The following is a 24,598-nucleotide window of genomic DNA, read 5'->3' as shown; positions in this document are numbered from 1 at the left end:
TACATTTTTCGATCGTTTCTATCTTATTGGCTTCTCTGGACTTCCTGTTACTCAAATTCAGTCAGTCCTTCGTCTCCAGAACCCTTACCAGATATTCCCATACTCTCTTCGTGGAAGATATGCTTAAGGTCTCCTCGGTCGTATGAATGTCCTTCATATCCGGTCCCATGGATACACAATCAAGGTCTGTGATCTTGCTGCCTAACAGTCCGCACTCCAGTCCTGCATGGATAGCCTCCACCTTGGGCTCAGTGCCGTACATTTCCGCATACAGCTTCACCATTTTTTCCCGCAGTGGAGAATGCACACGGTATTTCCAGCCGGGATAATCTCCGGTCACCACGTAATCGCCGCCTGTCAGTTCCACCAGTGCAGAAAGCTTTGCGATCAGGTTATCTTTCTCACTTTCCACGCTGCTTCTGACAGAATACTCTGCCCGCAAAACTTCCGCATCTGCTTTCAGGATACCCAGATTCAGAGAAGTCTGTACCAGCCCCGGCATATCTGCGCTCATCGCCTGTACGCCGTTGGGAGTCGCCTGCAAAAAGGCTGCCACACGTTTTGTAGCTTCCGGCGTAGCACAGGTGGTTGTCTCTGCAGTGTCTGCTAATCTTTTTGCGGTTACCTTTACGTCCGGATCCTTGGTGGCAAGTTCGTCACCCAGTTCTGCTGCCAAAGCTGCTACCTGCTGCTCTAAGCTTTCCGCATCTTTCTCCTCTACTACGACGACTGCTTTCGTCTGTCTGGGGATGGCATTGTCTGCCAGTCCTCCGTCCGCAGATACCAGTCCTACAGGCATTTTCTCAGACAGCTTCCACAGAAGTCTTCCCAGGATACAATTGGAATTGCCCCTTTCCTTATGTATCTCTCCGCCGGAATGTCCTCCTAAGAGGCCGGAGACTTCCACCTCATAGCGCACGCCCGTAAGCTCCTGTTTTTTCATCGGGAAACGGCAGTTCACTCTGGCACCGCCAGCACAGCTGGTCAGGAAAATGCCTTCGTCCTCGGAATCCAGATTGATCATGCGATGACCCTGTAACATAGACAGGTCAATCTCTCTGGCTCCGTCCATACCGACTTCCTCATCCACCGTAATGATGACTTCCAAACGGGGATGCCTGATGTCCTCGGAATCCAATAATGCCAGTGCATAAGCCACAGCAATACCATCATCGCCGCCGAGGCTGGTATTCTCCGCATAGACGCTGTCTCCGTCGATTCCTACCTTCAGTCCTTCCGTCTTCATATCCATGGTGCAATCCGGTGTCTGCACCGCTACCATGTCCATATGTCCCTGCAGGATCACCACCGGTTCATTCTCGTATCCGGGAGTTGCCTCCTTGACCATAATGACATTTTTCATAGCATCCTGTATATAGAAAAGCTTATGTGCTTTCGCAAAGTCCACCAGGAAATCGCTGATCTGCTCCACATTGCCGGAGCCGTGAGGGATCTTCGTGATCTCTTCAAAATAGTAAAATACTTTCTTCGGTTCTAAGTTCGATAAAACACCCATTTTCATTTCCTCGTTTCTGCGCTTTTATAGAGAACAAAGTGCATTTTCAGTATAAGTATTTGTCATTTTTCTGTCAAGGAAACAATCCGAAGGATTCGCAGAACGCTGTTTGCATGGCTCTGAATAGTTACGCATAATGATATTTTTTTCTCTTGGCGATCAGGAATCCTATTGTCACAAACAGTGCCAGGAACTCTGCCAGTACGATGGACAGCCATACACCGGTAATGCCGATCAGTTTCGGCAAGATCAGCACGATGACGATCTGGAACACGAAGGTACGCAGGAAAGAGATTGCTGCGGATACGGCTCCGTTGTTCAGGGCTGTGAAGAAGGAGGAACCCCACACGTTCATGCCGCGGACCATGAAAGCAATGGCATAGATCCGAAATCCCCAGGTGGTCATCTCCAATAACTCCTGATCGTAGTTTGCGAAGATTTTTACTAACGGTCCGGCCAGAATCTGAGAAGCGGTCAGCAGAATCACACCGCAGGCTGAGATAATGACCAGACTTTTCCGGCAAAGATTTTTCAGTTCCGCATGATTGCCCGCACCGTAATGGAAGCTGACGATAGGAGCAGATCCCAGGGAATATCCCAGATACAAGGTCATGAAAATAATGTCCACGTACATGATGATGCCGTAAGCCGCCACACCATTCTCGCCTGCTGCTTCCATCAGCTGGAAGTTATACAGGATGCTAACGATAGAGGTAGAGATATTTGTCACCAGCTCAGAAGATCCGTTGGTCACAGTCTGCCGGATGACTTTTCCATGCCACTTCGCCTTCCCCAGCTGCAGTAAGCTGCCGTTCTCTCTGAAAAAATAGATTACAGGGATGATTCCGCCGACGAGCTGTCCCGCTGCGGTAGCCAGTGCTGCTCCCACCAGTCCCAAAGGAAATACCACGATCAACACATAATCTAACACCGCATTGGTCAGTCCTGCGATCACATTTACCTTTAAACTCAAAGCCGGCTTCTCCGCTGCGATAAAAAAGCTCTGGAACAAATACTGCATAACAAATGCCGGGGAGGACAAAAACAAGATTCTGGAATAACGCACGCAGTCCGCTTCCAGTTCTCCGTTTGCTCCCAGTGCCAGTGCGATCTGCGGTGCCAGTGCAAAACAGATGAATCCCACCACGATTGACACCGCCAGTGTCACATATACGATCAGCGAAAAAAATTCGTTAGCCAGTTCCTTTTTCCCTTCTCCCAGCGTCATGGAGACCACGGCGCTTCCTCCGGTACCTGCCATGAATCCAAGAGTTCCCACACCCATCAGCACCGGCATCACCAGATTCAGGGCGGCGAAAGGCGTCTTTCCCACATAGTTGGATACAAAAAAGCCATCGACGATACTGTACACCGAAGTACATAACAACATTAAAATGGACGGTGCCACGAAACGCAGCAGCCGTTTATAACTAAAATGATCAGATAACTGTATTTTCATAATAACCTCATGCCTTACTATTACCCGCATGCCTTCCAGCACTTTCTCAACAGATACTTCTGCGCATTATGCAGGCATCGTTTTCGTGTCATCATCGGAGGTTCCTGCGATCACGCGGGATCCCCTTGTCTTGTCAGTTCCTCTATTTCTTCTCGGAAAAATTCCGTATGTTTTTTCATAGTTTTCAGGAATATTTCTGCCTCCTGCTCTCCTATCGCCGCCAATGCCCGGCGCTCCGCATCCATCAGCGGAACCACGATCCTCTCCACAGTCTCTTTCCCCTTCTCTGTGAGATATATCCTCTTATTCTTGCGGTTGTCTTCCTCCGTCCGCAGAATAAGCAGACCTTCCTCCGTCATATTTTTCAGTGCGGAATTCACTGTCTGGGGCGTGTAGAACCAATAGTCGCAGATCTCCCTCTGGGTAAACGCCTCTTTTTCCCGTTCCCGGATACAATACAGAATCCAGAAAGCCGTCTCCGACAGATTACAGTTTTTTGCATAGACCCGGTACAGGTCATCCATCTCTTTGATCAGCTGATTGTACAATGTGATCTGCGCAAAAGATTTTCTGCTTTCCTCTTCCATATCGCTTTCCTCCTGTAACTACATCGTTGCATCTGTTTGTTTTTATCCGAAATCGGATTATTGTCAACCCATAAAAAGATACGCAAAACTGACACTTTCCATTGTGTCCTTCTGCGTATCGTTATATAATGACCTTGGCATCAGTTCCGGGAGGAGTGCGGTTCGCCCGTATCGCCAGTGTCTAGGTTCACCTTATTGAATATCCCGTAGAACACTCGGCGGCTGATGCTATTCTGAAATATTCTGTCTTTTCAAAGTATAGTTTTATTTTACCCCAACACACTACTATTACCTCGTTCTTTTTGTATGTAATATTACGTATTATTTATTGACATACGTAATATTACGTATTAAAATGAATTTGAGGTAGGAAAGGAGATACAAAAGATGCCTATGACCTCACAGGAGATGATCAAACTCCTATTAAAAAACGGTTTTGCTATTATCAGCCAGAACGGCTCCCATGTAAAGCTGAAGAACACCGATACTCATAAAACCGTTATTGTTCCTTACCATTGCAAAGACATAAAAAAAGGTCTGGAACAGGCAATTCTGAAACAAGCTGGCTTAAAATAACAAATATTAACAAGGAGAACCAAAATGAAAAAACTTTTTTATCCGGCACTTTTTCATAAAGCAGAAGAAGGAGGCTTTTGGATCACCTTCCCGGATTTCCCCGAATGTATGACACAGGGGGAAAATATGCAGGATGCCTACGAAATGGCATGGGATGCACTTGGTCTTGCCGTAGTCTCCCGTATAGAGAATAGGGAATCTCTTCCCCCGGCCACAGAGCCCTATGCCATCACTGCAGTTTCCGATACCTTCTGTATAATTGTGCCCTTTGACCTCATAGCATACCAGAAAAAGCATAACTCCAAAGCCATCAAAAAAACTCTTTCCATTCCTGAATGGCTGAATGAAGCTGCTACAGACATGAATGTAAATTTTTCACAGGTATTGCAGGATGCTCTGATTCAGAAATTGAACCTGTAAGGCGTGTTGCATTTTTAGGCAAAAATGCTTTTGATTCGGAAATAATGAAAAGTGTGGGAATGCCGATAAATATTGGCTTTCCCGCACTTTCAACGAAATTTCAAATAAGCAGATAACGGGAATCGAACCCGCCTTTCCAGCTTGGGAAGCTAGCGTTCTACCGATGAACCATATCTGCAAAGGAACATAAGATATTATACTCCATGTTCCTTTAATTTACCAGTCCTAATTTTTATTATTTTCACTATTACTACTATTTTTACATTTTTACCATTTTACTTATTTGCTTATCCATTTTACTTATCCAAGACTCCCAACCACTTCAAAGCATTCCAGATGCCGTCTTTATCCACGTCCGTGGTGATATAATCTGCTGCTTCCAGCACCTGTTTACTGGAATTGCCCATGGCAATGCTGATGTGGGCACACTGAAGCATCGGCAGGTCGTTATTGCTATCCCCGATAGCTACTGTGTCTTCCATCGGAATATTCAGATATTCTGTAATATAATGGATTGCAGTTGCCTTGGAATATCCTTTGGGGACAATCTCGTAAAATCCTTGTTCTCTGTCGATAAAATCCAGTATTTCCGACAGGTCACTCTTCATTCCGTCCATTCCCGCCGGAGTCTCTGCATAGGCATATAATTTATCGTAGTTGCCCGGTGCATTGGCATAGCGATCGTATTTTCTATTCTCAATCTCACGTGCCATATGACGGAAAGTCTCGGTAAATACTTCTTCTCCTCTGGGTGCATAGTCTTCCCTGCTGCCTTCCAGGACGGCATCCACATGATATTTTTTCATAGCTGCCAGAATTGCCTTAGACTCCTCCATGGAAAATGTCTTGTGCATCAGCTGTTTTCCATGATATTCAATCTCCGTTCCGCAGCCTAATAACAATCCGTCGAATTCCACCTGTCCGGTAAGATTTTCCCCTACCAGCCGTTTCGTACGCCCGGTGTTGATCATGCAGATATGACCGTTGGCTCTGGCGATGCGGATGGCTTCCTTCGTGCTCTCTGACATCCGTTCACTTCCTCCGCATATTAAGGTTCCGTCAATATCAAAAAATATTATCTTCATCTCAGATTCTTAAGCTCCTCTACCAGATCCAGATCGGATTTCTGTACCTTCAGATTCGTGGACACGGGCTCTTCACCGGGTCTTGTGATCGTGATCTCGATAATGGTTCCTTCCGTGATCGCTCCACCCATAAAAAATCTGCTTACAAAGGCTGCAAATTTGGGATGATTGCTCTCGAAGGTATTCTTAGCATTCATCAGTTTCATCATCATTCCGGGATTTATCATAATCGTCTCCTCTTCTAATCAGTAACTATTCTGTCACCCTATAACTATCACATAATATCTTTACGAATGCAAGCATTCGATGAATATTTCGTGATAGTTCCATGGTTCTGAATAGTTACAAAAAAAGAAAGGCTGTCCGCACCATCCGAAAACAGTGTGTCCAGCCTTAACAGTTGCTTTAATTATGCAATCTTGGACTTAGCCAGCTCTGCAAGAGTCTTGAAACCTTCTGCATCATTAACTGCCAGATCCGCCAACATCTTTCTGTTCATATCAACGCCTGCAAGCTTCAGACCGTACATGAACTTGCTGTAAGATAAACCGTTCATTCTGGCTGCTGCATTGATACGAGCGATCCACAGCTGTCTGAACTGACGCTTTCTCTCTTTTCTACCTGCATAAGAGCTGGTCAGAGCTCTCATAACAGACTGCTTTGCTACTCTGTACTGCTTGCTTCTTGCGCCTCTGTAGCCCTTTGCAAGCTTTAATACTCTATTGTGTTTCTTCTTGGCATTTAAGCCACCTTTAATTCTTGCCATGTCTTATTTCCTCCTCGCCTGAATTATAAATAAGGTAAAATCTTCTTCATATTCTTAACATTAGTTGCATCCGTAATTGCAGGCTTTCTCAGATTACGTTTTCTCTTGGTAGATTTCTTGGTTAAGATATGGCTCTTGTAAGCTTTAGATCTCTTTAACTTACCGGTTCCTGTTGCTTTAAAGCGCTTAGCTGCTGCTCTGCTTGTCTTCATTTTGGGCATAACGAGTTCCTCCTAAACTTTACTTAATCTATCGTGCCGGATCCCGGCACTTTTTAACTGTACGAATTAACGCTTCTCAGTTAAAAACATAGTCATGCTTCTGCCTTCTACCTTGGGAGCTTTTTCCACTACCGCAATATCGGACAGGCTCTGTGCAATATCATCCAAGATATGCTTGCTGTTGTTCATGTGTGCCATCTCTCTGCCGCGGAATCTCAGGGTGATCTTTACTCTGTCTCCCTTGGTCAGGAACTTTCTGGCTGCACCAATCTTGGTATTCAGATCGTTGGTGTCGATATTGGGGGAAAGTCTGATCTCCTTGATATCGATGACCTTCTGCTTCTTCTTTGCTTCCTTCTCTTTTCTCACCTGCTCGTATTTGTACTTACCGTAATCCACGATCTTACAAACAGGAGGCTTTGCCGTAGGAGCAATCTTCACCAGGTCGAGTCCGGCTTCCTCTGCCATCTTCAGAGCATCTCTGGAAGAAACGATTCCGAGCTGTTCTCCGTCTTCTCCAATCAGTCGTACTTCTTTGTCTCTGATCTGTTCATTAATCATTAAATCGCTAATGGTTGTGTACCTCCATAAGAAAATGTATTAAACAATAAAAAAAGCAGATAGCATAACTATCCACCTGTTCCCTTCACGGACTGCCATCATTCAAACAAATTCCAAACGAGTTCGCTGTCTATGAAAAATCTGAACGCTTACCAGCCTGCGCCGTAAGGTGAGAGTGGATACTCTGCTTGTTGTGCCGTGTTCTTCACACGCTCAAATAGAATACCACGAAGTTTTCCTGATGTCAACCCCGTTTTTACAATAATATTACATTTTTTCAGATTACTGTATTCTATGTACCGGCGGTCTCCCGCCGAATCCGATCACTTGCTCTATTATCCGCAGTTTCGGAACATTTGTCAAGCCGGAATACTGATTTTCTTTTCCGTGATTTACTTTTCCGAAAAAGTAGCACAGGCGGTCTCTCTGCAGTCGCTGGCTCCGCAGCCCTTGATGTCCACATGCTCCGCCACACACTTATAATTACTATTATAAATGCACTTTACCGCCTCACAGTCGATACTGATGGTATGGCTTGGATGAGACAGCGAATTACTGAAAGACTCTCTTCCCTCTCTCTTCTGCGCAAAGCTCTCGCAGCAGGTGCCGTCACAATCACAGGCATGCTTACCTCCCACCATGATGTCTCCCTTGCTGCACAGACAGTCCTTGTTATAGGTACAATTTTCCACAACACATTTTAAATCTGCCACGTTTCCCTCGCCTTCTGCCGCTTTCTGCGGCTTCTCGTCTTCTTTTTTGATTTTAAAATTTTAAAAGAGGACACGCGGCAAAAGAGCCGATGCAGTCCCGCCACGCGTCATGGATAGTCTGTGCAGATTTAAAAAAATTATTCATTTGCGGAAACTGCCGGTTTTGAAGTGGTTTCTTTCGAGGCACAGGCAAAAATGCGTGCCCATCTCGTTGCTCGTAAAAACTAATATCGAAATACTGTTTCTTGTCATACCATTCAAAAAATCGCCGTCTCCCTTTTTATTTTTATAAGGAAACGGCGATTTTCATATTTTCCTACTTGATTTTATCCGGCAATCAGCTTACTTGCTCAGCTTCTTGGTTGCGATCTCATCCTTTAACATAGCCAGGAATTCGTCTCTGGATACCGTAGTGGTGTTCTGCTGTCCGTGCAGACGATAGCTTACGGTGCCGTCCTGTGCTTCCTGTTTTCCTAAGATGATCAGGTAAGGGATTTTTTTCACCTGTGCTTCTCTTACACGATAACCCAGCTTCTCTGCTCTCTCATCGATGTCCGCTCTGATGTTATTGTCCAGCAGATAACCGTACAGATCATGGGCATAAGCATTCAGCTCTTCGTCATCGTTCTTGACCGGCAGGATCATAGCCTGTACGGGAGCCAGCCACAGAGGCAGGTTGCCCTTGGTCTCCTCCAGGATATAAGCCATGAATCTGTCCAGAGATCCCAGGATTGCTCTGTGCAGAACCACGGGAGTCTTCTTCTGACCGTCCTTGTCCACATAGGTCAGGTTGAATTTTGCAGGCAGGCAGAAATCCAGCTGACAGGTAGACAGGGTGTACTCATTACCTACAGCGGGCTTTACGTTTACATCCAGCTTCGGTCCGTAGAATGCAGCTTCACCGATCTCCTCGGTGTACTCGATGCCCAGATCATTCAGAACCTTACGCAGAGCATTCTCCGCATTGTTCCACATCTCATCATCATCGTGATATTTTACCTTGTCCTCCGGATCTCTCAGAGACAGGACACATCTGTAATCGGTAATACCGAAATCCTTGTAGGTATTGAAAATCAGGTCTACTACCTTGGAGAACTCGGACTCGATCTGCTCCGGTGTTACGAACAGATGGGCATCATTCTGGCAGAAATGTCTGCCTCTTTCGATACCCTTCAGGGTTCCGCTGGCTTCGAAACGGAAGTCATGGGCGATCTCACCGATACGGATAGGCAGATCCTTGTAGGAGTGCTGTGTGTTAGCGTAGATCATCATGTGGTGAGGGCAGTTCATGGGACGCAGTACGAAGGACTCTCCTTCCATTTCCATGGGAGGGAACATGTTCTCCTTGTAGTGATCCCAGTGACCGGAAGTCTTGTACAGATTCACAGTACCGACACAGGGGGTCATAACATGCAGATAGCCCAGTCTTCTCTCTTTATCCTTGATATAATTCTCCAGCTCCTGCCATACGGTGTAACCCTTGGGAAGGAACATGGGAAGTCCGCGGCCTACCAGATCATCAGTCATGAACAGTTCCATTTCCTTGCCGATCTTTCTGTGGTCACGCTCTTTGGCCTCTTCCAGCTCTTTCAGATGTGCTTCCAGTTCCTCTGCGGTAGGGAAGCAGACACCATAGATACGCTGCATTACGTGGTTGTTGGCATCGCCCTTCCAATATACTCCGGAGTGTTTTACCAGTTTGAAGTTCTTGCACAGCTTGGTGTTGTCTACGTGAGGTCCACGGCACAGATCGGTGAAATCACCCTGATCGTATACAGTGATGTTGCCGTCTTCCAGATTGCTGATCAGATCCAGCTTGTACATATCATCCTTGAACATTTCCATGGCTTCTGCCTTGGAAACTTCTCTTCTGTAGATTTTCTTGCCTTCCTTACAGATCTTCTTCATCTCTTTTTCGATGGCAGCGATCACTTCATCATTGACTACATCGTTGCCGAGATCGATATCATAATAGAATCCTTCCTTTACCACAGGTCCTACCCAGAATTTTGCATGAGGGTACAGATGCTTGACAGCCTGTGCCATAACATGGGCGCAGGAATGATTGAGAGTTGAAAGTCTTTCGTCTTCCTTAAAATTAACCATTTTCGTTCTCCTTTTTGTTGTTTTCTAAACTATTCAGAACCTCCATTTGCGAAATCGCTCTTTCAGAGCTTTGCTGAATAGTCACAAAAAAGTCCCTTGCAACAATCTGCAAGGGACGTATCACACGCGGTTCCACCCTGATTGCAATTATCTAAAGATAACTGCCACTCATTTGCTCGTAACGGGAGCTGCCGGGCTGTATTAAAGCCACTCCGAGACGGTCTTCGTCCGCATCCGGCAAAACCGCTCACAGCGCCTGTCTCCGACAGGGCGGTTCTCTCTGGTGCCTTCACTGCTTCCTACTCTTCTCTTCAACGTTTTCTGATCTTAAATAATCATAAATTTCTGTTGCTTTAGGACTTATGTTGATATAATAGACCTTTTCACACGGATTGTAAAGAGGTATTTATATAGCTTTCCACATTTTCTCTGGACATATCCAGTGCCACCGCCAGCTCTCCGTACAACTGGTCCTCTGCGATCCGAAAATATCTGGCATCCACCGCCGTCTCCTTGCGTCCCGCCTTTTCTCTGGCCCGCTTGCGCAGGTAGATGGTCTTGATAATCCGGATCAGATCCTGGCAGTTACAGGCCTTCAGACAATTCTTATATTCCTGCTCCAGCAGTTTGTCATTGGCAATGGTGATCAGCGGGATCTCCGGAATCTGTCGGATCAGACTCTCCGCCTCCTCATGTGCAAGCACTTTCCGCATGGAACCTTCTGCCGTATCCACCGGAATATATACCGTACTGGAAGACAGATACAGAGGTTTTAAAATATAATACTCTCTCTTCTTGTCCACTCCTGCAATATCCAATGTCGTGATCTCTTCCACCACGCAAACGCCCTTACTGCCACATACTACACGTTCGCCCTTCTGAAACACCTTGACCTTCCTTTCCTCTGCCCATTGCAGAAAATTGAAAACACAATTTCCGTTTACTACCAATAGTATACCCATATTTTAACAGAAAAAACGCCGAAATGTCAGTATCTTTCGGCGTTTCTGATTATTTTCGTGAATATTGCTCATAAGAAATCGGTCAGGTGTTGTGCATTATTTCTGATAGGCGATGCGTGGATCTCCGTTTTTCAGGTAAATAATGCCTCTGCGTTCGAAGCCGTTCTTCTCTAATAAGTGCTGCATGGTGTGATTGTCAAAATGGGTATCCGCACGCAGGTAAGGTACTTTCTTCTCACAGAAGGCAACGCATTTTGCAAACAGTCCCTTCACTTCCCCGTCTCCTGCCAGGCGGTGGATTGTGCCGTAAGGAGCCTCCTCCCTCCAGCTGCCATCCTCAATATAGGCATAGGTCGGTTCCTCTTCCAGCAAAAGCATGAATACTCCATGGATCCTTCCGTTCTTTTTATATACATACAACCGCTGTTTCTCCATATCTGTCCGCAGTGTCTCCGGGTCTGGATAGGCTCCATTCCACTGGTTGGGATTGCCACTTGCCCGCATGTAGGCTTTGGCGATGTCATAGATTTCCAGAATCCGGGGCAGATCTGCTTCTTTTGCCGTTACGATCTCCTCCATCCCGTCGCCATCTTTCCTCTCTTCCACTGCCTCCGGTACCGTTTTCCCCAGAATGTCCCTCACGGCGGTCTCCATCCGCTCTGCCAGCTGTCTGTGGCCCTTCGCCGTCAGGTGCACATGATCCGCCTTCGTCAGTTCACAGCCTCCCGCATCTAAGAAATCCGCCCGCTCAGCCACTGCCAGAAAAGCATATTCTCTTGCCAGTGCTCTCGTTGTCTTCACGCTTTTTTCATTAAAATCAGGATAAATCACACCCTCTTCGATAGGAACCGGTGCCACGATCAGGATCTTCGGTCCATTCTTTCCCCAGCAGGGAACCGATTTCGCCTCTTCCAAGAGGATCTGCATGCCCTTTGCAATCTTCCGCGCATCCGTATTGAATTTCACCTTGGAATCATTGGTACCTAACATCAGGATCAGCAGGTCTAATGGCTCGTGGCTGTTCAACAGGGCATGCAATACCGGCAGCAGATTCACCGAATCCATGTCCGGATCATCATACACACAGGTTCTGCCGCTTAAGCCTTCCTCAATGACCAGATACTCCGCTCCCAATGCCTTCTGTAACAGGCAGGTCCAGCGTTCCTCTTCATTATATCTGCTGCCGTGGTCGGCACTCTCCGACGGATCGGTGCAAAGCCCGTGGGTATTGGAATCTCCGATGCACAAAATATGTTTTTTCACTGTTTAACTCTCCGTTTTCTATTTCAGTCTGTAACCATCCAGGATCAATACGTCAGGCTTCAATATTAGGGAAAAATACAATAACATCATCCCCCTGGCATTCCACATACATGCCCTCCAGTTCCAGGTTCACATCATCCACATTGTGATCGTCGAAATATTTGGTCAGGTTCATGATCGTCTCCATATAGGAATTATCTCCCTTTACCAGGATCCCCAGACCCTTTTCCGGCTCCTGCTCATAGAACTCCAGACCTTCGGTTTCATTGACATATTCACGTATTGCTTCTGCTATGGTCATTTGATTTTTTCTCCTTCTACTGTTCCTTCGTTCATATTTGCTACTTCTCTTTATTGTATCATAAGCTCACGAATTCGTGCTATCGCACTCTACATCCTGCTTCGCAGGATATTCGTTCGCTAATGAGCCCAGAAAAACAAATGTCTGCTTGCAGCCACTTGTTTTTCCTTGAGGCTCATTATATCATGATTCGCACCTTCGGTGCTTGACGTTGCTTCGCAACTATCATGATCAAATTCGCCGTTCACCAATCATGCAAGCATGTTGGCTCTCTTGCGCTCATTATATCATGATTCGCACCTTCGGTGCTTGACGTTGCTTCGCAACTATCATGATCAAATTCGCCGTTCACCAATCATGCAAGCATGTTGGCTCTCTTGCGCTCATTATATCATAAAAGGCGAACCCTGGCACCGCCAAAGTCCGCCCTTCATCATTTTCTTCTCTTATTCTTCATTCATCTTAGCCAGCTTGGCTGCCTGGTCGGCTGCGATGCAGGCATCGATGATCTCTTCGATATCTCCGTTCATGATCTTGTCTAACTTATACAGGGTCAGACCAATACGATGGTCGGTGACACGACCCTGCGGGAAGTTGTAGGTACGGATCTTCTCAGAACGGTCTCCGGTACCGATCTGGCTGCGGCGCATCTCTGCTTCCGCATCGTGTCTCTGCTGCTGCTCGATGTCATACAGCTTGGACTTTAACAGTGCGAATGCCTTAGCCTTGTTCTGGATCTGAGACTTCTCAGTCTGACTGTATACCACGATTCCGGAAGGATAGTGGGTCAGACGTACTGCGGAGTCGGTGGTGTTGACACACTGACCACCGTTACCGGATGCTCTCATGACATCGATACGGATATCTTTGTCCTCGATGACGATATCAATGTCGTCATCCACTTCCGGCATAACCGCCACACTGATGGTGGAGGTATGGATACGTCCGCCGCTCTCGGTCTCCGGCACACGCTGTACGCGATGTACGCCACTCTCATACTTCATCTTGGAGTAAGCACCCTGTCCGCTGATGGTAAACTGTACTTCCTTCATACCGCCGATACCAATCTCATCCACGTTGATCAGCTCTACCTTCCAACGCTGCTTCTCGGCATAATGCACATACATACGATAGATCTCCGCTGCAAACAGTGCAGCCTCATCGCCGCCGGCACCGGCACGGATCTCCACGATTACATTCTTGTCATCATTAGGATCCTTGGGCAGTAACAGGATCTTCAGTTCCTGCTCCAGCTCTTCCACGCGCTTCTTGCTGTCGTTTAACGTCTCCTTGATCATCTCGCGCATTTCTTCGTCTTTTTCCTCTTCCAGCATGGAAAGAGAATCTTCAATATCCTGCTTGCACTTTTTGTACTCTGTATACGCATCCACGATAGGTGTCAGATCACTCTGCTCCTTCATCAGCTTGCGGAAACGTTCCTGGTTATTCGTGACCGTGGGTTCATGCAGTTCGCCCATGATCTCTTCAAAACGAATCAATAAATCTTCTAACTTGTCAAACATAACTAATTCCTCTCAATATAAGTTGTAACAGTTCAGCCATGAACATATTGGAGAGCAAAAATCATGCTTGCATGATTTTGTGAACGAATATGTTCATGAACTAAGCGCCAGGTTTATGAGCAAAGATAGTCACGAAGTGACGGAAAGCGTGTCAGCGCGACTTTGCGAATGGTGCGGGCTGAACTGTTACATACGTTCCAAAAACTACCCGGTCCAGACCGGCATAATCCTGCACCACTTGTACCTCGCGGTACCCTTCGGTGCGCATCAGTTCCGATACAGCCTGTCCCTGGTCATATCCGATCTCAAAAAAGAGCATTCCACTGCTCACCAGATGTTTTCCTGCTTCTTCGATGATACGGCGGTAAAAATGTAAACCATCCTCCGTACCGTCCAGTGCCATCCTGGGTTCATGATCCCGTACCTCCGGCATCAGCTTCTCCACTTCCGCACTGGCGATATAAGGCGGATTCGACACGATGATCTCGAATTTTCCCTCCACCTTGTCAAACAGGTCACTCTGTAAAAAATGAACCCGATCTGCGTTCGCCGCATCCAAAAGCGTCTCCGCATTTTGCTCTGCCACTTCCAGCGCATCTGCAGACAAATCCACACCCAGTCCTTCACAGGCATTGCTGTAATGCAGAAGGCTTAACAGAATACATCCGGATCCCGTACACATGTCAAGCACCCGCATTCCGTCATGGAGTTCCTTCAATACTTCCTCCACCAGAATCTCCGTATCCTGTCTCGGGATCAGTACGTGCTCATTGACAGCAAAGGTCAGTCCCATAAAGTCCTGCTCCCCGGTCAGCTGTTGCAGCGGAATGTGCTCCGCCCGCTGTCCGATCCAGCCAAGATATTTCTCTTCCGCTTCCGGTGTCACCGACTGTTCCCCGTGCACCAGCAGATCATTACGATTCGTACCGCATACCGCTTCCAGCAGAAGTCTCGCATCCAGTGTGGCTTCTTCGATTCCCGCTGTCTGCAAAGCCAGACAGCCCTTTTCATAGCATTCCCGATAGGTCATCTTAATCCTCTGGTTCTGCGGATGCATCGTCCTTCATCCAGCTCTCATTCACTTCGTAACCGAAGGTATCCTGTAAATATTTCTTCCAGTCGAACACAGCTTCTACGGAAGCGATGGCTACCTCTGCCATGCTCTCATCGGGCTCCCTGGTGGTCATACGCTGGATCCACATACCGGGAGCAGACAGGATCTTAATAAACACATTATCCGTGCGTCCGGCCAGACGGATGATCTCGTAGGAAATTCCGGCCACAACCGGCATCAACAGAATACGAAGGATCACTTTCTCCGCCACATTATCCACCTGGATAAAGAAGAACAGCACAATACTTACCAGCATAACAAAGAAAATGAAGCTGGTGCCGCAACGTTTGTGCAGTCTGGAGCTGCGCATCACATTGTGCACCGTAAGGGGTCTGCCCTTCTCGATACAGTTGATGCATTTGTGCTCCGCCCCATGATACTGGTACAGCCTGCGGATATCCTTCATGGCGCTGATGCCCCATACATACAGCAAAAACAGAGCAATACGGATCACACCCTCAATAATCGCCATCAGGGAGCGGTTGCGGATAAAGCTCTCAAACAGAGAGGAAATGAAATACGGCAATACGATAAAGATGCCTACTGCCAACATAATGGAGATCACCGTCACAATACCGGACAGCAGCTTTTCTCCGTTGCCACCGCTCATCTTGTCCATTGCCTTATCGAATTTCGTTTCTTTGCCTTCCTCTTCTTCATAGAAGGAAGCGGAATAATTCAATGCTCTGGTTCCCAGGATCAGGGAATCCAGGAAATTAAAGATACCACGGATAAAGGGAAGCTCCTTGAACTTACTTCCGTGAGCCAGACCCTGATAGGTCTCCACTTCCACTTCAATCTCGCCGTCCGGCTTGCGGACCGCTACCGCATACTTCTCTTTATTTTTCATCATAACGCCTTCCAGCACGGCCTGTCCGCCGATACCGGAATAACGACTCTTTCTTCTAGCCATAAAACCTCATCCTTATAAATGCAGTATTAAATAGGAACATAGTTTCCTATACGACAAGAAAAGGTTGAGATAAGAATACCTCAACCTTTCGCTTGCAATCTTATTTAACACCGTATTTCTTATTGAACTTATCAATACGGCCATCGGTTCTTGCAGACTTCTGCTGGCCAGTGTAGAATGAATGACACTTGGAGCAAACTTCTACGTGAAGCTCGGGCTTGGTGGAGCCGGTTACAAATGTGTTACCACAGTTGCAGGTTACAGTTGCCTGGTAGTAAGCGGGATGGATTCCTTCTTTCATTTCTTTCACCTCTCTATAAAAATGTCGTGTATAAGTTCTTGTTCTCATCCTCACTGCTTATGGAACCACAAACAGCGGTATTATTGTACCATAAGAGTTTACACGACGCAAGACCTATTTTTACATATTTCTCCCCTGATATTGCACTGTAATGACATAAACTGTTTTTTCAGTCTCATCAATCTTATAAATTACCATATAATTATCGACCAGAAGCTGTTTATACCCCTTTCCGGCATACTTTCCCTCTAATCTATCCTGATGTGAACCGGGAAAAGTCTCCAGTTTTTTTATCGCTCTCCAAATTCTGTCTGTTTGTGCTTTTGCATTTTCCGGAACCTGTTTTTCTATGGCGATATACCTGTAGATTTCTTCCATATCACGATATGCTCTCGGATACAACTTTATATGGTATTTAACCATAATATTTTTTGTCTAGCCTTTCCATTGCGACATCCATATCCATCGTATCCGCACCCGCAGCAACTTCCTCTTCCGCCTCACAGATGGCCTGGTCGATTTTATGAATTCGTGCAAAACGCTCATAAAGTTCTGCGCTCATCACTACCAGATCGCTGTAGCCATTCTTAGTAATAAAAATCGGTTCCTGCTTTGTATGTGCTAATTCGGATATTTCACTTGTTTTTCTCAAATCTCTGATCGGTATGATCAATGGCATAATAGCACCTCCTTTATGCCATAATTGTAGCACAATTATGACACATCGTAAAGGTATATATTCTGCCATCATTTCCAATTTTTGTCAATTTTCTATCTCTTGCCTAGATAAACCGGTTCTTCTTCACCATATTCACAAATTCCACATTATTGCGGGTATGGGAGAACATATCAAGGATGCGGTCGGTAGCTTCGTCGGGCTTTAAGCCATTCAGGGCCTTACGCATGATATTGATGGCTTCCAGTTCTTCCGGTGTCAGCAACAGATCCTCTCTTCTGGTGCCGGATTTTGCCAGATCGATAGCCGGGAAAATACGTTTCTCGGACAGCTTTCTGTCCAGAACCATTTCCATATTACCGGTTCCCTTGAATTCCTCGTATACCACATCATCCATCTTGCTTCCGGTCTCTACCAGTGCGGTGGCCAGAATGGTCAGGCTTCCTCCCTCACGCATATTACGGGCTGCACCGAAGAATCTCTTGGGCATGTGGAGTGCGGCGGGATCGAGACCACCGGACAGAGTACGTCCGCTGGGGGGAACCACCAGGTTGTACGCTCTGGTCAGACGGGTGATACTGTCAAGCAGGATCACGACATCCTTCTTATGTTCTACGAGACGCTTTGCACGCTCGATCACCATCTCTGATACTCTCTTGTGGTGCTCGGGAAGCTCATCGAAGGTGGAATAGATCACTTCCACATTGTCTCCGTGGATTGCTTCCTTAATATCGGTAACTTCCTCGGGACGCTCATCGATCAGCAGGATCAGCATGTGCATCTTGGGGTTACCGTTCAAAATAGACTTTGCCACTTCCTTCAACAGTGTGGTCTTACCAGCCTTGGGCGGGGATACGATCATACCACGCTGTCCCTTACCGACAGGGCTTACCAGATCCATGACTCTCATAGCCACGCTGCAGCCGGGAGTCTCCATCTTGATGCGCTCATCCGGGAAGATCGGCGTCATATCCTCGAATGCCATTCTCTTGGCTGACTCTTCCACTGTATAACCGTTGATGCTCTTGACGAACAGCAGTGCACTGAACTTCTCCTGCTGGGTCTTGATTCTCTTGTTGCCCTTCAGGATATCACCGGTCTTCAGTCCGAAACGGCGGATCTGACTGGGAGCCACATACACATCGTTCTCACCGGGCATATAATTCTCGCAACGGATAAATCCGTAACCATCCGGCATAACCTCTAAGATACCGCTGGCTTCGATACCGCTGTCCAGTTCCTTGGGATACTGGCTCTCATCGTATGCCACGTTATTCGGATTGAAGGTACGCTCTCTGGTGTAAGCTTCACTTCTTACGCCGACCGTCTCTGTACCGGTTTCGGAACGGTCAGTGCGTTCTGCACGATCCGTACGCTCGGTACGGTCTGTCCGATAGTTTCTGTCATTTCTATCCTGTCTATCATATCTGTCCTGTCTGTAATTCCTCTCCTGTCTGACAGGGCGTTCTGTTCTCTCCGGCTTCTCTGCCTCTTCGCTCTTAGCAGCCTCCTGTTTCTCTTCCGCTGCCTTAGCTTCTTCCTCTTTTTTCAGGCGCTCATCTTCTGCAAGCATAGCTTCTACCAGATCTGCCTTTTTCATTGTGGAAGTTCCCTTCAGGCCACGTACTTTTGCCAGCTCCTTTAACTGAACTAATGCAAGTGATTCATATTTTTCTCTCATATACCCTCCTATGGAAATAAGATTTACTATAAAACTGTTAACTAAGGGGAATTACATCCGATTTACATTCGACATGTCAGTTGAATAAAAAGATATTAAAACTGCATCTGAAGCCATTATAATACATTTCTTTCCAAATAGGAAGTCCCAAAATAAAAATTTTATTTTTTGTAAAAGTGGTGCTAAATCCTTGCGAAGATATCGATTCTATTATATCATTATGAATAGCGTCCGGATTTCGTATCCGGCAAATCTCCATGATTATATGAAGTAATGACCAAACAAAAAATAAGAGAGGTATTGTCATGACAACCAATGAAAAAGCGTTACTGATGCATGAAAAATGGAACGGTAAACTGGAGACCGTGTCCAAGACTCCCGTCAAGACCCGTGAGGATCTGGCTATTGCTTATACTCCCGGTGTTGCGGAGCCCTGCAAAGTAATCGCCCAGGACAAGGAAGCTGCTTACAAATACACCATGAAGGCCAACACCGTAGCCGTTGTCTCCGACGGAAGCGCGGTTCTTGGTCTTGGCAACATCGGTCCCTACGCAGCCATGCCCGTTATGGAAGGCAAGGCAGTCCTCTTCAAAGAATTCGGTAATGTAAATGCTGTCCCCATCTGTCTGGACACCCAGGATACCGAAGAGATCATCAAGGCTGTGACCTATCTGGCTCCCGGCTTCGGCGGAATCAATCTGGAAGACATCAGTGCTCCCCGTTGTTTCGAAATTGAGGAACGTCTGAAGGAGATTCTGGACATCCCCGTATTCCATGATGACCAGCACGGTACTGCCATCGTCGTTCTGGCCGGTGTCATCAACGCCCTGAAGGTAGTCGGTAAGAAAAAGGAAGACTGCCGCGTAGTGGTAAACGGTGCCGGAAGCGCCGGGGTGGCTATCACCAAACTGCTTCTGACCTACGGTTTCCCCAATATCATCATGTGTGACAGGGTAGGTATTGTCTCCAAAGATACCGAAGGCCTGAACTGGATGCAGAAAAAGATGACCGAAGTGACTAACTTAAACAACGAGACCGGCTCTCTGGCCGATGCTCTGAAAGGTGCCGATATCTTCATCGGTGTTTCCGCTCCGAACATCGTCACTCCCAAGATGGTAGCTTCCATGAACCGCGATTCCATCCTGTTTGCCATGGCGAATCCCATTCCCGAGATCATGCCGGATGTAGCCAAGGCTGCCGGTGCCCGTGTCGTAGGAACCGGACGCAGTGATTTTCCCAATCAGGTGAACAATGTGGTCGCTTTCCCCGGTATCTTCAAGGGTGCTCTGGAAGGTCGTGCTACCCAGATCACCGAAGAGATGAAACTGGCCGCTGCCGAAGCCATTGCCGGTCTGGTACCCGCAGACAAGCTCTCCGATGACAATATCATGCCGGAAGCATTTGATCCCCAGGTAGCCGAAGTTGTGGCAAACGCTGTAAAGAGCCACATCCGCTAATGTGTTCGGACAGCATTGTGAGAGACTGGCACGGCAAGCCCTACTACTCTCTGGATTCCTATTGCAAAAATACGTTTCACCATAAATGCTATAAAATAGCCCTGAATGCCCGGATGTCCTGTCCCAATCGGGACGGAACTCTGGACACTCGGGGCTGTATCTTCTGTAGCTCCGGCGGCAGCGGTGACTTTGCTGTGGACATTGCCGGAAAGACTATGGAGGAACAGATTGCGGAAGGCATGGCAAAATTCGGTGATAAAGTGACCGGTCATGACCTGATCGCCTATTTTCAGGCATACACCAACACTTATGCACCTCTCCCCTATCTGGAAGAGGTGTATCGTTCTGCCCTGAGCCATCCCAAAGTCTGCGGCATCTCCATTGCCACCAGGCCGGATTGTCTGGGGCCGGAAGTACTGGCTCTGCTTGCAAAATTAAAAGGCGAATATCCGGACAAATTCCTCTGGATCGAACTGGGATTACAGACAATCCACGAAGAGACTGCCCACTATATCCGCAGAGACTATCCCCTGTCCTGCTTTGAGAAAGCCTGTACCAATCTGAAGACACTCAAAATCCCTTTTATCGTCCATACGATTCTGGGACTCCCCGGAGAGACCGACCGACAGGTACTGGAAACCATGAAATACTTAAACCATATTGCTCCCTTTGGCATCAAGCTCCAGTTACTGCATATTTTAAAAAATACCGATCTGGCAGAGGATTATGAAAAGGGAATATTTGAGGCACTGACTCCGGAACATTATCTGGATCTGTTGGTCTCCTGCCTCGCCCACCTGTCTCCGGACATCGTGATCCACCGGGTCACCGGTGATGGGCCAAAAGATCTGCTGATCGCTCCGAAATGGAGTCTGGACAAACGAAAGGTACTGAACTCACTGCACCACCGTATGAAAGAGCAGGGCATCCGTCAGGGTGACCTTTATGAAGCAATAAATAAAGATAAACATTAGAAAGGCTGTTATCCCATTATGTTACAAGATCCGCTTACTTTATATAAACTTATCGTTCTCTACATGCTGAACCGTGTGACTTTCCCTCTCACGGCCGCACAGGTCAGCGATTTTATCCTTGGAAAGGAATACACGAACTTCCTGACCCTGCAGCAGGTCATCAATGAACTGACGGATGCCGGAATGATCGCCACCCAGTCGATCCGCAACCGGACCCACCTGTCCATCACTGCCGAGGGCAAGGAAACTCTGAATTTCTTCGAGAACCGCATCGGTGATACCATCAAGCAGGAAATTGACAGCTATTTTCAGGAAAACGAGTTCACCCTGCGCAACGAAGTCTCTGTGCTGGGGGATTATTATAAATCCACCTCCGGTGAATACGAGGCTCATCTGGTAGCAAAAGACCGCGGTATCAATCTGGTGGACATCACCTTATCCGTTCCCGTGGAAGAAACTGCGGCTGCTATCTGCGACAACTGGCAGAAAAAAAATCAGGAAATATACAAATACCTGATTACGGAGTTGTTCTAATCCCGCAATCAGGTACCTGATTTTATGATTCTTTGTTTTTAGAAGAAGCCTCTGCGGCTTCTTTTTTGATTCTCGCCATATGCTCTCTGATCTTCACCTCATAACCGTTACCCGAGGGCTGATAGAACTCCCTGCCACTTAATTCATAGGGCAGATACTGCTGTTCCACATAGTCATTCGGGTAATCATGTGCATATTTATATCCTGTTCCGTGTCCCAATTTTGCTGCTCCTTTATAATGTGCATCCTGCAAGTGTGCGGGGATCGGCAGATCTCCTGTGGCCTGTACTTCCTGCATCGCCTGAAATACCGCTTCGCAGCTACGATTGCTCTTGGGTGCTGTAGCAATATAAGTCACTGCCTGCGCCAGAATGATCTGCGCCTCAGGCATGCCTACCCGCTCCACCGCCAGAGAAGCATTCACTGCCATCACCAGTGCCTGGGGATCCGCATTGCCCACATCCTCCGATGCACAGATCATAATACGTCTTGCAATAAAAGTAACGCTTTCGCCAGCATTTAACATCCTTGCCAGATAATATACTGCCGCATCCGGATCTGACCCCCGCATACTCTTGATAAATGCAGAAATCGTATCGTAGTGGTTGTCACCGTTTTTATCGTATCTCGCCGCTCTCTTCTGGATACACTGCTGTGCCACGTCGAGCGTAATATGGATCTTGCCATCCGGTCCCGGTTCTGTGGTCATGATGCCCAGTTCAATAGCATTCAGTGCATGTCTGGCATCGCCGCCGGAGATATCTGCCAGAAAATCCAGTGCATCCTCGTCTATGGTGCCGTTGTAGGCTCCCATTCCCCGGTCTGTATCGTAGACTGCTTTTTTCAAAAGCTCTTTGATGGCTTCCCTCGGAATCGGCTTCAATTCAAAGATCACCGAGCGGGAGATCAGAGCGCCGTTGACTTCAAAATAGGGATTCTCTGTAGTAGCTCCTATGAGAATGATCGTACCGTCCTCCACATACGGGAGCAGATAATCCTGTTGTCCTTTATTAAAACGGTGGATCTCGTCAATGAACAGAATTGTACGCTTCCTGTACATTCCCTGCAGTTCCTTCGCCTTTGCCACCACTTCTTCCATATCCTTTTTGCCCGCCACTGTGGCATTAATCTGTTGAAATTCAGCACTGGTAGTATTGGCAATGACTTTCGCCAGCGTCGTTTTGCCGGTACCGGGCGGTCCATAGAAAATGATGGAGCTGATCTTGTCCGCCTTGATGGCACGATACAGAAGCTTGTCCTTGCCGATAATATGCTCCTGCCCCACGACCTCATCCAAGGTTCTGGGACGCATTCTGGCCGCCAGTGGAGCTTCCTTTTCCATATTGGTGCTTCTCATGTATTCAAACAAATCCATAATATTACATCCTCTGTTTCTATTGCAAAGATACCAAAAGACTGAAGCACATTCTAAGATATGCTCCAGTCAATTATAACAAAGTTTATCGCAGCTTGCAATTTTGCATCCAGATCTTCACACGCCGCTTCAATGCATTTGCTTCCAGCGGAGCCAGCAAAAGATCCTGGATTACTTCGGTCTCCAGGGCATTTTTCATCTGTTTCAGATTGCCTTCCCTACAGATTGCGATGGTCGGAAATGTCTGTTCCGTCTGTACTTTCCGAAGTTCCTGCCAGCGTGCCTGTCCCTGATCCTCTTCTTCCGATACATCCACCACAAGAGCCAGAATTCCCTCTTCCGCCGCTTCCTCCATACACTCTCTGATCATTTCCACGGAATCCACCTGTTTCAGCTGTACGGAATCCGGCAACGCAAATTCTATCATACTGGTGACATTTCGGGACCCGGACCACACTATAGCCAGCTGTTTTCTGCTCTGCTCATGGTTTTCTTCGCCATATACACTGTAGCGTCCTTTTCCCGACTTCTTGGATACATACAATGCCTGATCTGCTTTTGCCGAAAGATCATAGTAGCAATGATCCTCTGGATCGGAAAATGCTATTCCCACACTGATGGATATATTTTCCGGTATGGATAAGCTCTCTTTATATTTTACGAGGTTGACCAGATTCTCTGCCTTGATCAGTGCGATCTCTTTGGACGGAATGTCTCCCATCAATACTGCGAACTCATCTCCACCCATACGTCCCACATAATCTGTGCTGCGGAACTGTGAAGAAATGACTCCTGCAATGACGCTGATCACATGGTCTCCCATAGTATGACCGTATACATCATTTACGGATTTGAAATTATCGATATCTATCACCATAAGAGCATGCAGGCCATTCTCATGCTCTGTCAGAGTCTTCGTGATCAGCTTCTCTACTGTCATCTTGTTGAACAGACTGGTCATCTCGTCGATCTGCGACTTTGTCTTCCAGGCCTTCTGCTCATCTCTGCTATTCTGTAACCTGCGTTTTACCCCCAGTGTATTGTTGATGCGGGTAAGCGCTATCCGGGTATCTACCGGTTTGATAATGAATTCATCCGCCCCCAGTGCAAATGCTTCCGACTGGGAAGACACCGATTCCGTATTCGTCAGAACGATAACCGGCGTGTCCTTGAAGCCCTCCATATTCTGTCTGCGGCGCAGTACTTCAAAGCCGTCGATCCCCGGCATGACCAGATCCAGCAGCACCAGATCAATGGCATCGCTTTCCTTCTCCATGATCGTAAGACATTCTTCACCGGAAACAGCCTCTGCGAAGTTAAAATGCTCCCCGAGAGACTGTCTGATCACTACTCTTTGAAATTTTGAATCATCAACGATTAATAATGTTTCTTTCTTTTGTAAACTGCTCATGGCTGTCGGATCCTGCTTTCCGTATCACGTCGTTTAAAACGCGATACAGTTATAGTATATCCAACAGCCATGTGCTCGTCAATTTAAAAATATATCTACTTTT

General features: G+C 47.0%; 27 protein-coding genes and 1 tRNA gene. 5 read left to right on the top strand and 23 right to left on the bottom strand.

Features of this window, described 5'->3' with window-relative positions; translation table 11 throughout:
- Positions 1–61: 61 nt before the first annotated feature.
- The 3 genes from OCV96_RS14280 to OCV96_RS14270 form a co-directional block, all read right to left on the bottom strand.
- Positions 62–1,516, bottom strand: coding sequence for an aminoacyl-histidine dipeptidase (locus OCV96_RS14280; RefSeq protein ID WP_262594769.1), 1,455 nt, complete (start codon positions 1,514–1,516; stop codon positions 62–64).
- Positions 1,517–1,643: 127 nt separating this feature from the next.
- Entirely contained in the window at positions 1,644–2,975 is a 1,332-nt protein-coding gene (locus tag OCV96_RS14275) for an MATE family efflux transporter (protein WP_262594768.1), read from the bottom strand.
- 110 nt (positions 2,976–3,085) lie between these two features.
- A complete protein-coding gene (locus OCV96_RS14270) occupies positions 3,086–3,562 on the bottom strand; it encodes a MarR family winged helix-turn-helix transcriptional regulator (RefSeq protein WP_227733656.1) in 477 nt (158 codons plus the stop codon).
- A 387-nt stretch (positions 3,563–3,949) separates the two neighbouring features.
- Here OCV96_RS14270 and OCV96_RS14265 point away from each other — a divergent pair, with 387 nt between their 5' ends.
- Both OCV96_RS14265 and OCV96_RS14260 read left to right on the top strand, forming a co-directional pair.
- A complete protein-coding gene (locus OCV96_RS14265; protein WP_118668234.1) occupies positions 3,950–4,138 on the top strand; it encodes a type II toxin-antitoxin system HicA family toxin in 189 nt (62 codons plus the stop codon).
- Positions 4,139–4,162: 24 nt separating this feature from the next.
- Positions 4,163–4,558 (top strand): type II toxin-antitoxin system HicB family antitoxin, encoded by a 396-nt coding sequence (locus OCV96_RS14260; protein WP_262594767.1) that lies wholly within the window; start codon positions 4,163–4,165, stop codon positions 4,556–4,558.
- A 107-nt stretch (positions 4,559–4,665) separates the two neighbouring features.
- Here OCV96_RS14260 and OCV96_RS14255 read toward each other — a convergent pair.
- The 18 genes from OCV96_RS14255 to rho form a co-directional block, all read right to left on the bottom strand.
- Positions 4,666–4,736 (bottom strand) — tRNA-Gly (locus OCV96_RS14255).
- A gap of 118 nt (positions 4,737–4,854) precedes the next feature.
- Positions 4,855–5,643 carry an HAD family hydrolase gene (locus OCV96_RS14250; RefSeq protein ID WP_262594766.1) on the bottom strand — a complete coding sequence of 263 codons (789 nt, stop codon included), beginning with the start codon at positions 5,641–5,643 and terminating at the stop codon, positions 4,855–4,857.
- A complete protein-coding gene (locus OCV96_RS14245; protein ID WP_022153563.1) occupies positions 5,640–5,870 on the bottom strand; it encodes a hypothetical protein in 231 nt (76 codons plus the stop codon). Before OCV96_RS14245 ends, OCV96_RS14250 begins: the two co-directional genes overlap by 4 nt.
- A gap of 182 nt (positions 5,871–6,052) precedes the next feature.
- Positions 6,053–6,409 (bottom strand): 50S ribosomal protein L20, encoded by a 357-nt coding sequence (gene rplT / locus OCV96_RS14240; RefSeq protein ID WP_022153562.1) that lies wholly within the window; start codon positions 6,407–6,409, stop codon positions 6,053–6,055.
- A gap of 23 nt (positions 6,410–6,432) precedes the next feature.
- Positions 6,433–6,630, bottom strand: a complete 198-nt coding sequence (rpmI, locus tag OCV96_RS14235; protein WP_022153561.1) for a 50S ribosomal protein L35 — start codon at positions 6,628–6,630, stop codon at positions 6,433–6,435.
- Between the two features lie 66 nt (positions 6,631–6,696).
- A complete protein-coding gene (gene infC / locus OCV96_RS14230; protein WP_022153560.1) occupies positions 6,697–7,191 on the bottom strand; it encodes a translation initiation factor IF-3 in 495 nt (164 codons plus the stop codon).
- A gap of 392 nt (positions 7,192–7,583) precedes the next feature.
- Complete coding sequence (locus OCV96_RS14225; protein ID WP_118668231.1) at positions 7,584–7,904, bottom strand: DUF1540 domain-containing protein; 321 nt, start codon at positions 7,902–7,904, stop codon at positions 7,584–7,586.
- Between the two features lie 342 nt (positions 7,905–8,246).
- The gene (thrS, locus tag OCV96_RS14220) at positions 8,247–10,010 is read right to left on the bottom strand and encodes a threonine--tRNA ligase (protein ID WP_262594765.1); all 1,764 of its coding nucleotides are present in this window, start codon (positions 10,008–10,010) and stop codon (positions 8,247–8,249) included.
- A gap of 383 nt (positions 10,011–10,393) precedes the next feature.
- Entirely contained in the window at positions 10,394–10,897 is a 504-nt protein-coding gene (locus OCV96_RS14215) for a CarD family transcriptional regulator (protein WP_262594764.1), read from the bottom strand.
- 171 nt (positions 10,898–11,068) lie between these two features.
- Positions 11,069–12,235 (bottom strand): GDSL-type esterase/lipase family protein, encoded by a 1,167-nt coding sequence (locus OCV96_RS14210; RefSeq protein WP_262594763.1) that lies wholly within the window; start codon positions 12,233–12,235, stop codon positions 11,069–11,071.
- Positions 12,236–12,287: 52 nt separating this feature from the next.
- Positions 12,288–12,536 (bottom strand): hypothetical protein, encoded by a 249-nt coding sequence (locus OCV96_RS14205; protein ID WP_118538111.1) that lies wholly within the window; start codon positions 12,534–12,536, stop codon positions 12,288–12,290.
- A gap of 446 nt (positions 12,537–12,982) precedes the next feature.
- Complete coding sequence (gene prfA / locus OCV96_RS14200; RefSeq protein WP_117465028.1) at positions 12,983–14,059, bottom strand: peptide chain release factor 1; 1,077 nt, start codon at positions 14,057–14,059, stop codon at positions 12,983–12,985.
- 151 nt (positions 14,060–14,210) lie between these two features.
- The gene (prmC, locus tag OCV96_RS14195) at positions 14,211–15,089 is read right to left on the bottom strand and encodes a peptide chain release factor N(5)-glutamine methyltransferase (protein WP_262594762.1); all 879 of its coding nucleotides are present in this window, start codon (positions 15,087–15,089) and stop codon (positions 14,211–14,213) included.
- 1 nt (position 15,090) lies between these two features.
- Positions 15,091–16,086 (bottom strand): DUF1385 domain-containing protein, encoded by a 996-nt coding sequence (locus OCV96_RS14190; RefSeq protein ID WP_262594761.1) that lies wholly within the window; start codon positions 16,084–16,086, stop codon positions 15,091–15,093.
- 100 nt (positions 16,087–16,186) lie between these two features.
- On the bottom strand, positions 16,187–16,387 hold the full coding sequence (rpmE, locus tag OCV96_RS14185) for a 50S ribosomal protein L31 (protein ID WP_022153877.1): 201 nt from the start codon (positions 16,385–16,387) through the stop codon (positions 16,187–16,189).
- A gap of 120 nt (positions 16,388–16,507) precedes the next feature.
- The gene (locus tag OCV96_RS14180) at positions 16,508–16,810 is read right to left on the bottom strand and encodes a type II toxin-antitoxin system RelE/ParE family toxin (RefSeq protein WP_262594760.1); all 303 of its coding nucleotides are present in this window, start codon (positions 16,808–16,810) and stop codon (positions 16,508–16,510) included.
- A complete protein-coding gene (locus tag OCV96_RS14175) occupies positions 16,803–17,066 on the bottom strand; it encodes a type II toxin-antitoxin system prevent-host-death family antitoxin (RefSeq protein ID WP_262594759.1) in 264 nt (87 codons plus the stop codon). Before OCV96_RS14175 ends, OCV96_RS14180 begins: the two co-directional genes overlap by 8 nt.
- 103 nt (positions 17,067–17,169) lie before the next feature.
- Positions 17,170–18,744, bottom strand: coding sequence for a transcription termination factor Rho (rho, locus tag OCV96_RS14170; RefSeq protein ID WP_022312768.1), 1,575 nt, complete (start codon positions 18,742–18,744; stop codon positions 17,170–17,172).
- A 305-nt stretch (positions 18,745–19,049) separates the two neighbouring features.
- On the opposite strand from rho, the gene OCV96_RS14165 reads away from it, so the two are divergent.
- The 3 genes from OCV96_RS14165 to OCV96_RS14155 are packed head-to-tail and all read left to right on the top strand — an operon-like array spanning position 19,050 to position 21,709.
- A complete protein-coding gene (locus tag OCV96_RS14165; protein WP_262594758.1) occupies positions 19,050–20,201 on the top strand; it encodes an NAD(P)-dependent malic enzyme in 1,152 nt (383 codons plus the stop codon).
- Entirely contained in the window at positions 20,201–21,175 is a 975-nt protein-coding gene (gene mnmL, locus OCV96_RS14160) for a tRNA modification radical SAM protein MnmL/YtqA (protein ID WP_262594757.1), read from the top strand. Before OCV96_RS14165 ends, mnmL begins: the two co-directional genes overlap by 1 nt.
- 18 nt (positions 21,176–21,193) lie before the next feature.
- On the top strand, positions 21,194–21,709 hold the full coding sequence (locus OCV96_RS14155) for a DUF4364 family protein (RefSeq protein ID WP_022312765.1): 516 nt from the start codon (positions 21,194–21,196) through the stop codon (positions 21,707–21,709).
- A 22-nt stretch (positions 21,710–21,731) separates the two neighbouring features.
- Here the strand turns inward: OCV96_RS14155 and OCV96_RS14150 are convergent, their stop codons facing one another.
- Both OCV96_RS14150 and OCV96_RS14145 read right to left on the bottom strand, forming a co-directional pair.
- The gene (locus OCV96_RS14150; protein ID WP_022312764.1) at positions 21,732–23,084 is read right to left on the bottom strand and encodes a replication-associated recombination protein A; all 1,353 of its coding nucleotides are present in this window, start codon (positions 23,082–23,084) and stop codon (positions 21,732–21,734) included.
- An 85-nt stretch (positions 23,085–23,169) separates the two neighbouring features.
- Positions 23,170–24,495: a GGDEF domain-containing protein gene (locus OCV96_RS14145; protein ID WP_262594756.1), complete on the bottom strand. Its 1,326-nt coding sequence runs from the start codon at positions 24,493–24,495 to the stop codon at positions 23,170–23,172.
- Positions 24,496–24,598: the final 103 nt, after the last annotated feature.

Source organism: Waltera acetigignens (genome assembly GCF_025567015.1).
GTDB lineage: Bacteria > Bacillota > Clostridia > Lachnospirales > Lachnospiraceae > Acetatifactor > Acetatifactor acetigignens.
The sequence above is the reverse complement of the archived record's forward strand: the minus strand, read 5'-3'. Positions and strand labels throughout refer to the sequence as shown.

Bases quoted from the DNA above. Each gene is read 5' to 3' on its own strand.
- OCV96_RS14280 (WP_262594769.1), bottom strand. From the start codon at position 1,516: ATGGGTGTTTTATCGAACTTAGAACCGAAGAAAGTATTTTACTATTTT.
- OCV96_RS14275 (WP_262594768.1), bottom strand. From the start codon at position 2,975: ATGAAAATACAGTTATCTGATCATTTTAGTTATAAACGGCTGCTGCGT.
- OCV96_RS14270 (WP_227733656.1), bottom strand. From the start codon at position 3,562: ATGGAAGAGGAAAGCAGAAAATCTTTTGCGCAGATCACATTGTACAAT.
- OCV96_RS14265 (WP_118668234.1), top strand. From the start codon at position 3,950: ATGCCTATGACCTCACAGGAGATGATCAAACTCCTATTAAAAAACGGT.
- OCV96_RS14260 (WP_262594767.1), top strand. From the start codon at position 4,163: ATGAAAAAACTTTTTTATCCGGCACTTTTTCATAAAGCAGAAGAAGGA.
- OCV96_RS14250 (WP_262594766.1), bottom strand. From the start codon at position 5,643: ATGAAGATAATATTTTTTGATATTGACGGAACCTTAATATGCGGAGGA.
- OCV96_RS14245 (WP_022153563.1), bottom strand. From the start codon at position 5,870: ATGATAAATCCCGGAATGATGATGAAACTGATGAATGCTAAGAATACC.
- rplT (WP_022153562.1), bottom strand. From the start codon at position 6,409: ATGGCAAGAATTAAAGGTGGCTTAAATGCCAAGAAGAAACACAATAGA.
- rpmI (WP_022153561.1), bottom strand. From the start codon at position 6,630: ATGCCCAAAATGAAGACAAGCAGAGCAGCAGCTAAGCGCTTTAAAGCA.
- infC (WP_022153560.1), bottom strand. From the start codon at position 7,191: ATGATTAATGAACAGATCAGAGACAAAGAAGTACGACTGATTGGAGAA.
- thrS (WP_262594765.1), bottom strand. From the start codon at position 10,010: ATGGTTAATTTTAAGGAAGACGAAAGACTTTCAACTCTCAATCATTCC.
- OCV96_RS14205 (WP_118538111.1), bottom strand. From the start codon at position 12,536: ATGACCATAGCAGAAGCAATACGTGAATATGTCAATGAAACCGAAGGT.
- prfA (WP_117465028.1), bottom strand. From the start codon at position 14,059: ATGTTTGACAAGTTAGAAGATTTATTGATTCGTTTTGAAGAGATCATG.
- prmC (WP_262594762.1), bottom strand. From the start codon at position 15,089: ATGACCTATCGGGAATGCTATGAAAAGGGCTGTCTGGCTTTGCAGACA.
- OCV96_RS14190 (WP_262594761.1), bottom strand. From the start codon at position 16,086: ATGGCTAGAAGAAAGAGTCGTTATTCCGGTATCGGCGGACAGGCCGTG.
- rpmE (WP_022153877.1), bottom strand. From the start codon at position 16,387: ATGAAAGAAGGAATCCATCCCGCTTACTACCAGGCAACTGTAACCTGC.
- OCV96_RS14180 (WP_262594760.1), bottom strand. From the start codon at position 16,810: ATGGTTAAATACCATATAAAGTTGTATCCGAGAGCATATCGTGATATG.
- OCV96_RS14175 (WP_262594759.1), bottom strand. From the start codon at position 17,066: ATGCCATTGATCATACCGATCAGAGATTTGAGAAAAACAAGTGAAATA.
- rho (WP_022312768.1), bottom strand. From the start codon at position 18,744: ATGAGAGAAAAATATGAATCACTTGCATTAGTTCAGTTAAAGGAGCTG.
- OCV96_RS14165 (WP_262594758.1), top strand. From the start codon at position 19,050: ATGACAACCAATGAAAAAGCGTTACTGATGCATGAAAAATGGAACGGT.
- mnmL (WP_262594757.1), top strand. From the start codon at position 20,201: ATGTGTTCGGACAGCATTGTGAGAGACTGGCACGGCAAGCCCTACTAC.
- OCV96_RS14155 (WP_022312765.1), top strand. From the start codon at position 21,194: ATGTTACAAGATCCGCTTACTTTATATAAACTTATCGTTCTCTACATG.
- OCV96_RS14150 (WP_022312764.1), bottom strand. From the start codon at position 23,084: ATGGATTTGTTTGAATACATGAGAAGCACCAATATGGAAAAGGAAGCT.
- OCV96_RS14145 (WP_262594756.1), bottom strand. From the start codon at position 24,495: ATGAGCAGTTTACAAAAGAAAGAAACATTATTAATCGTTGATGATTCA.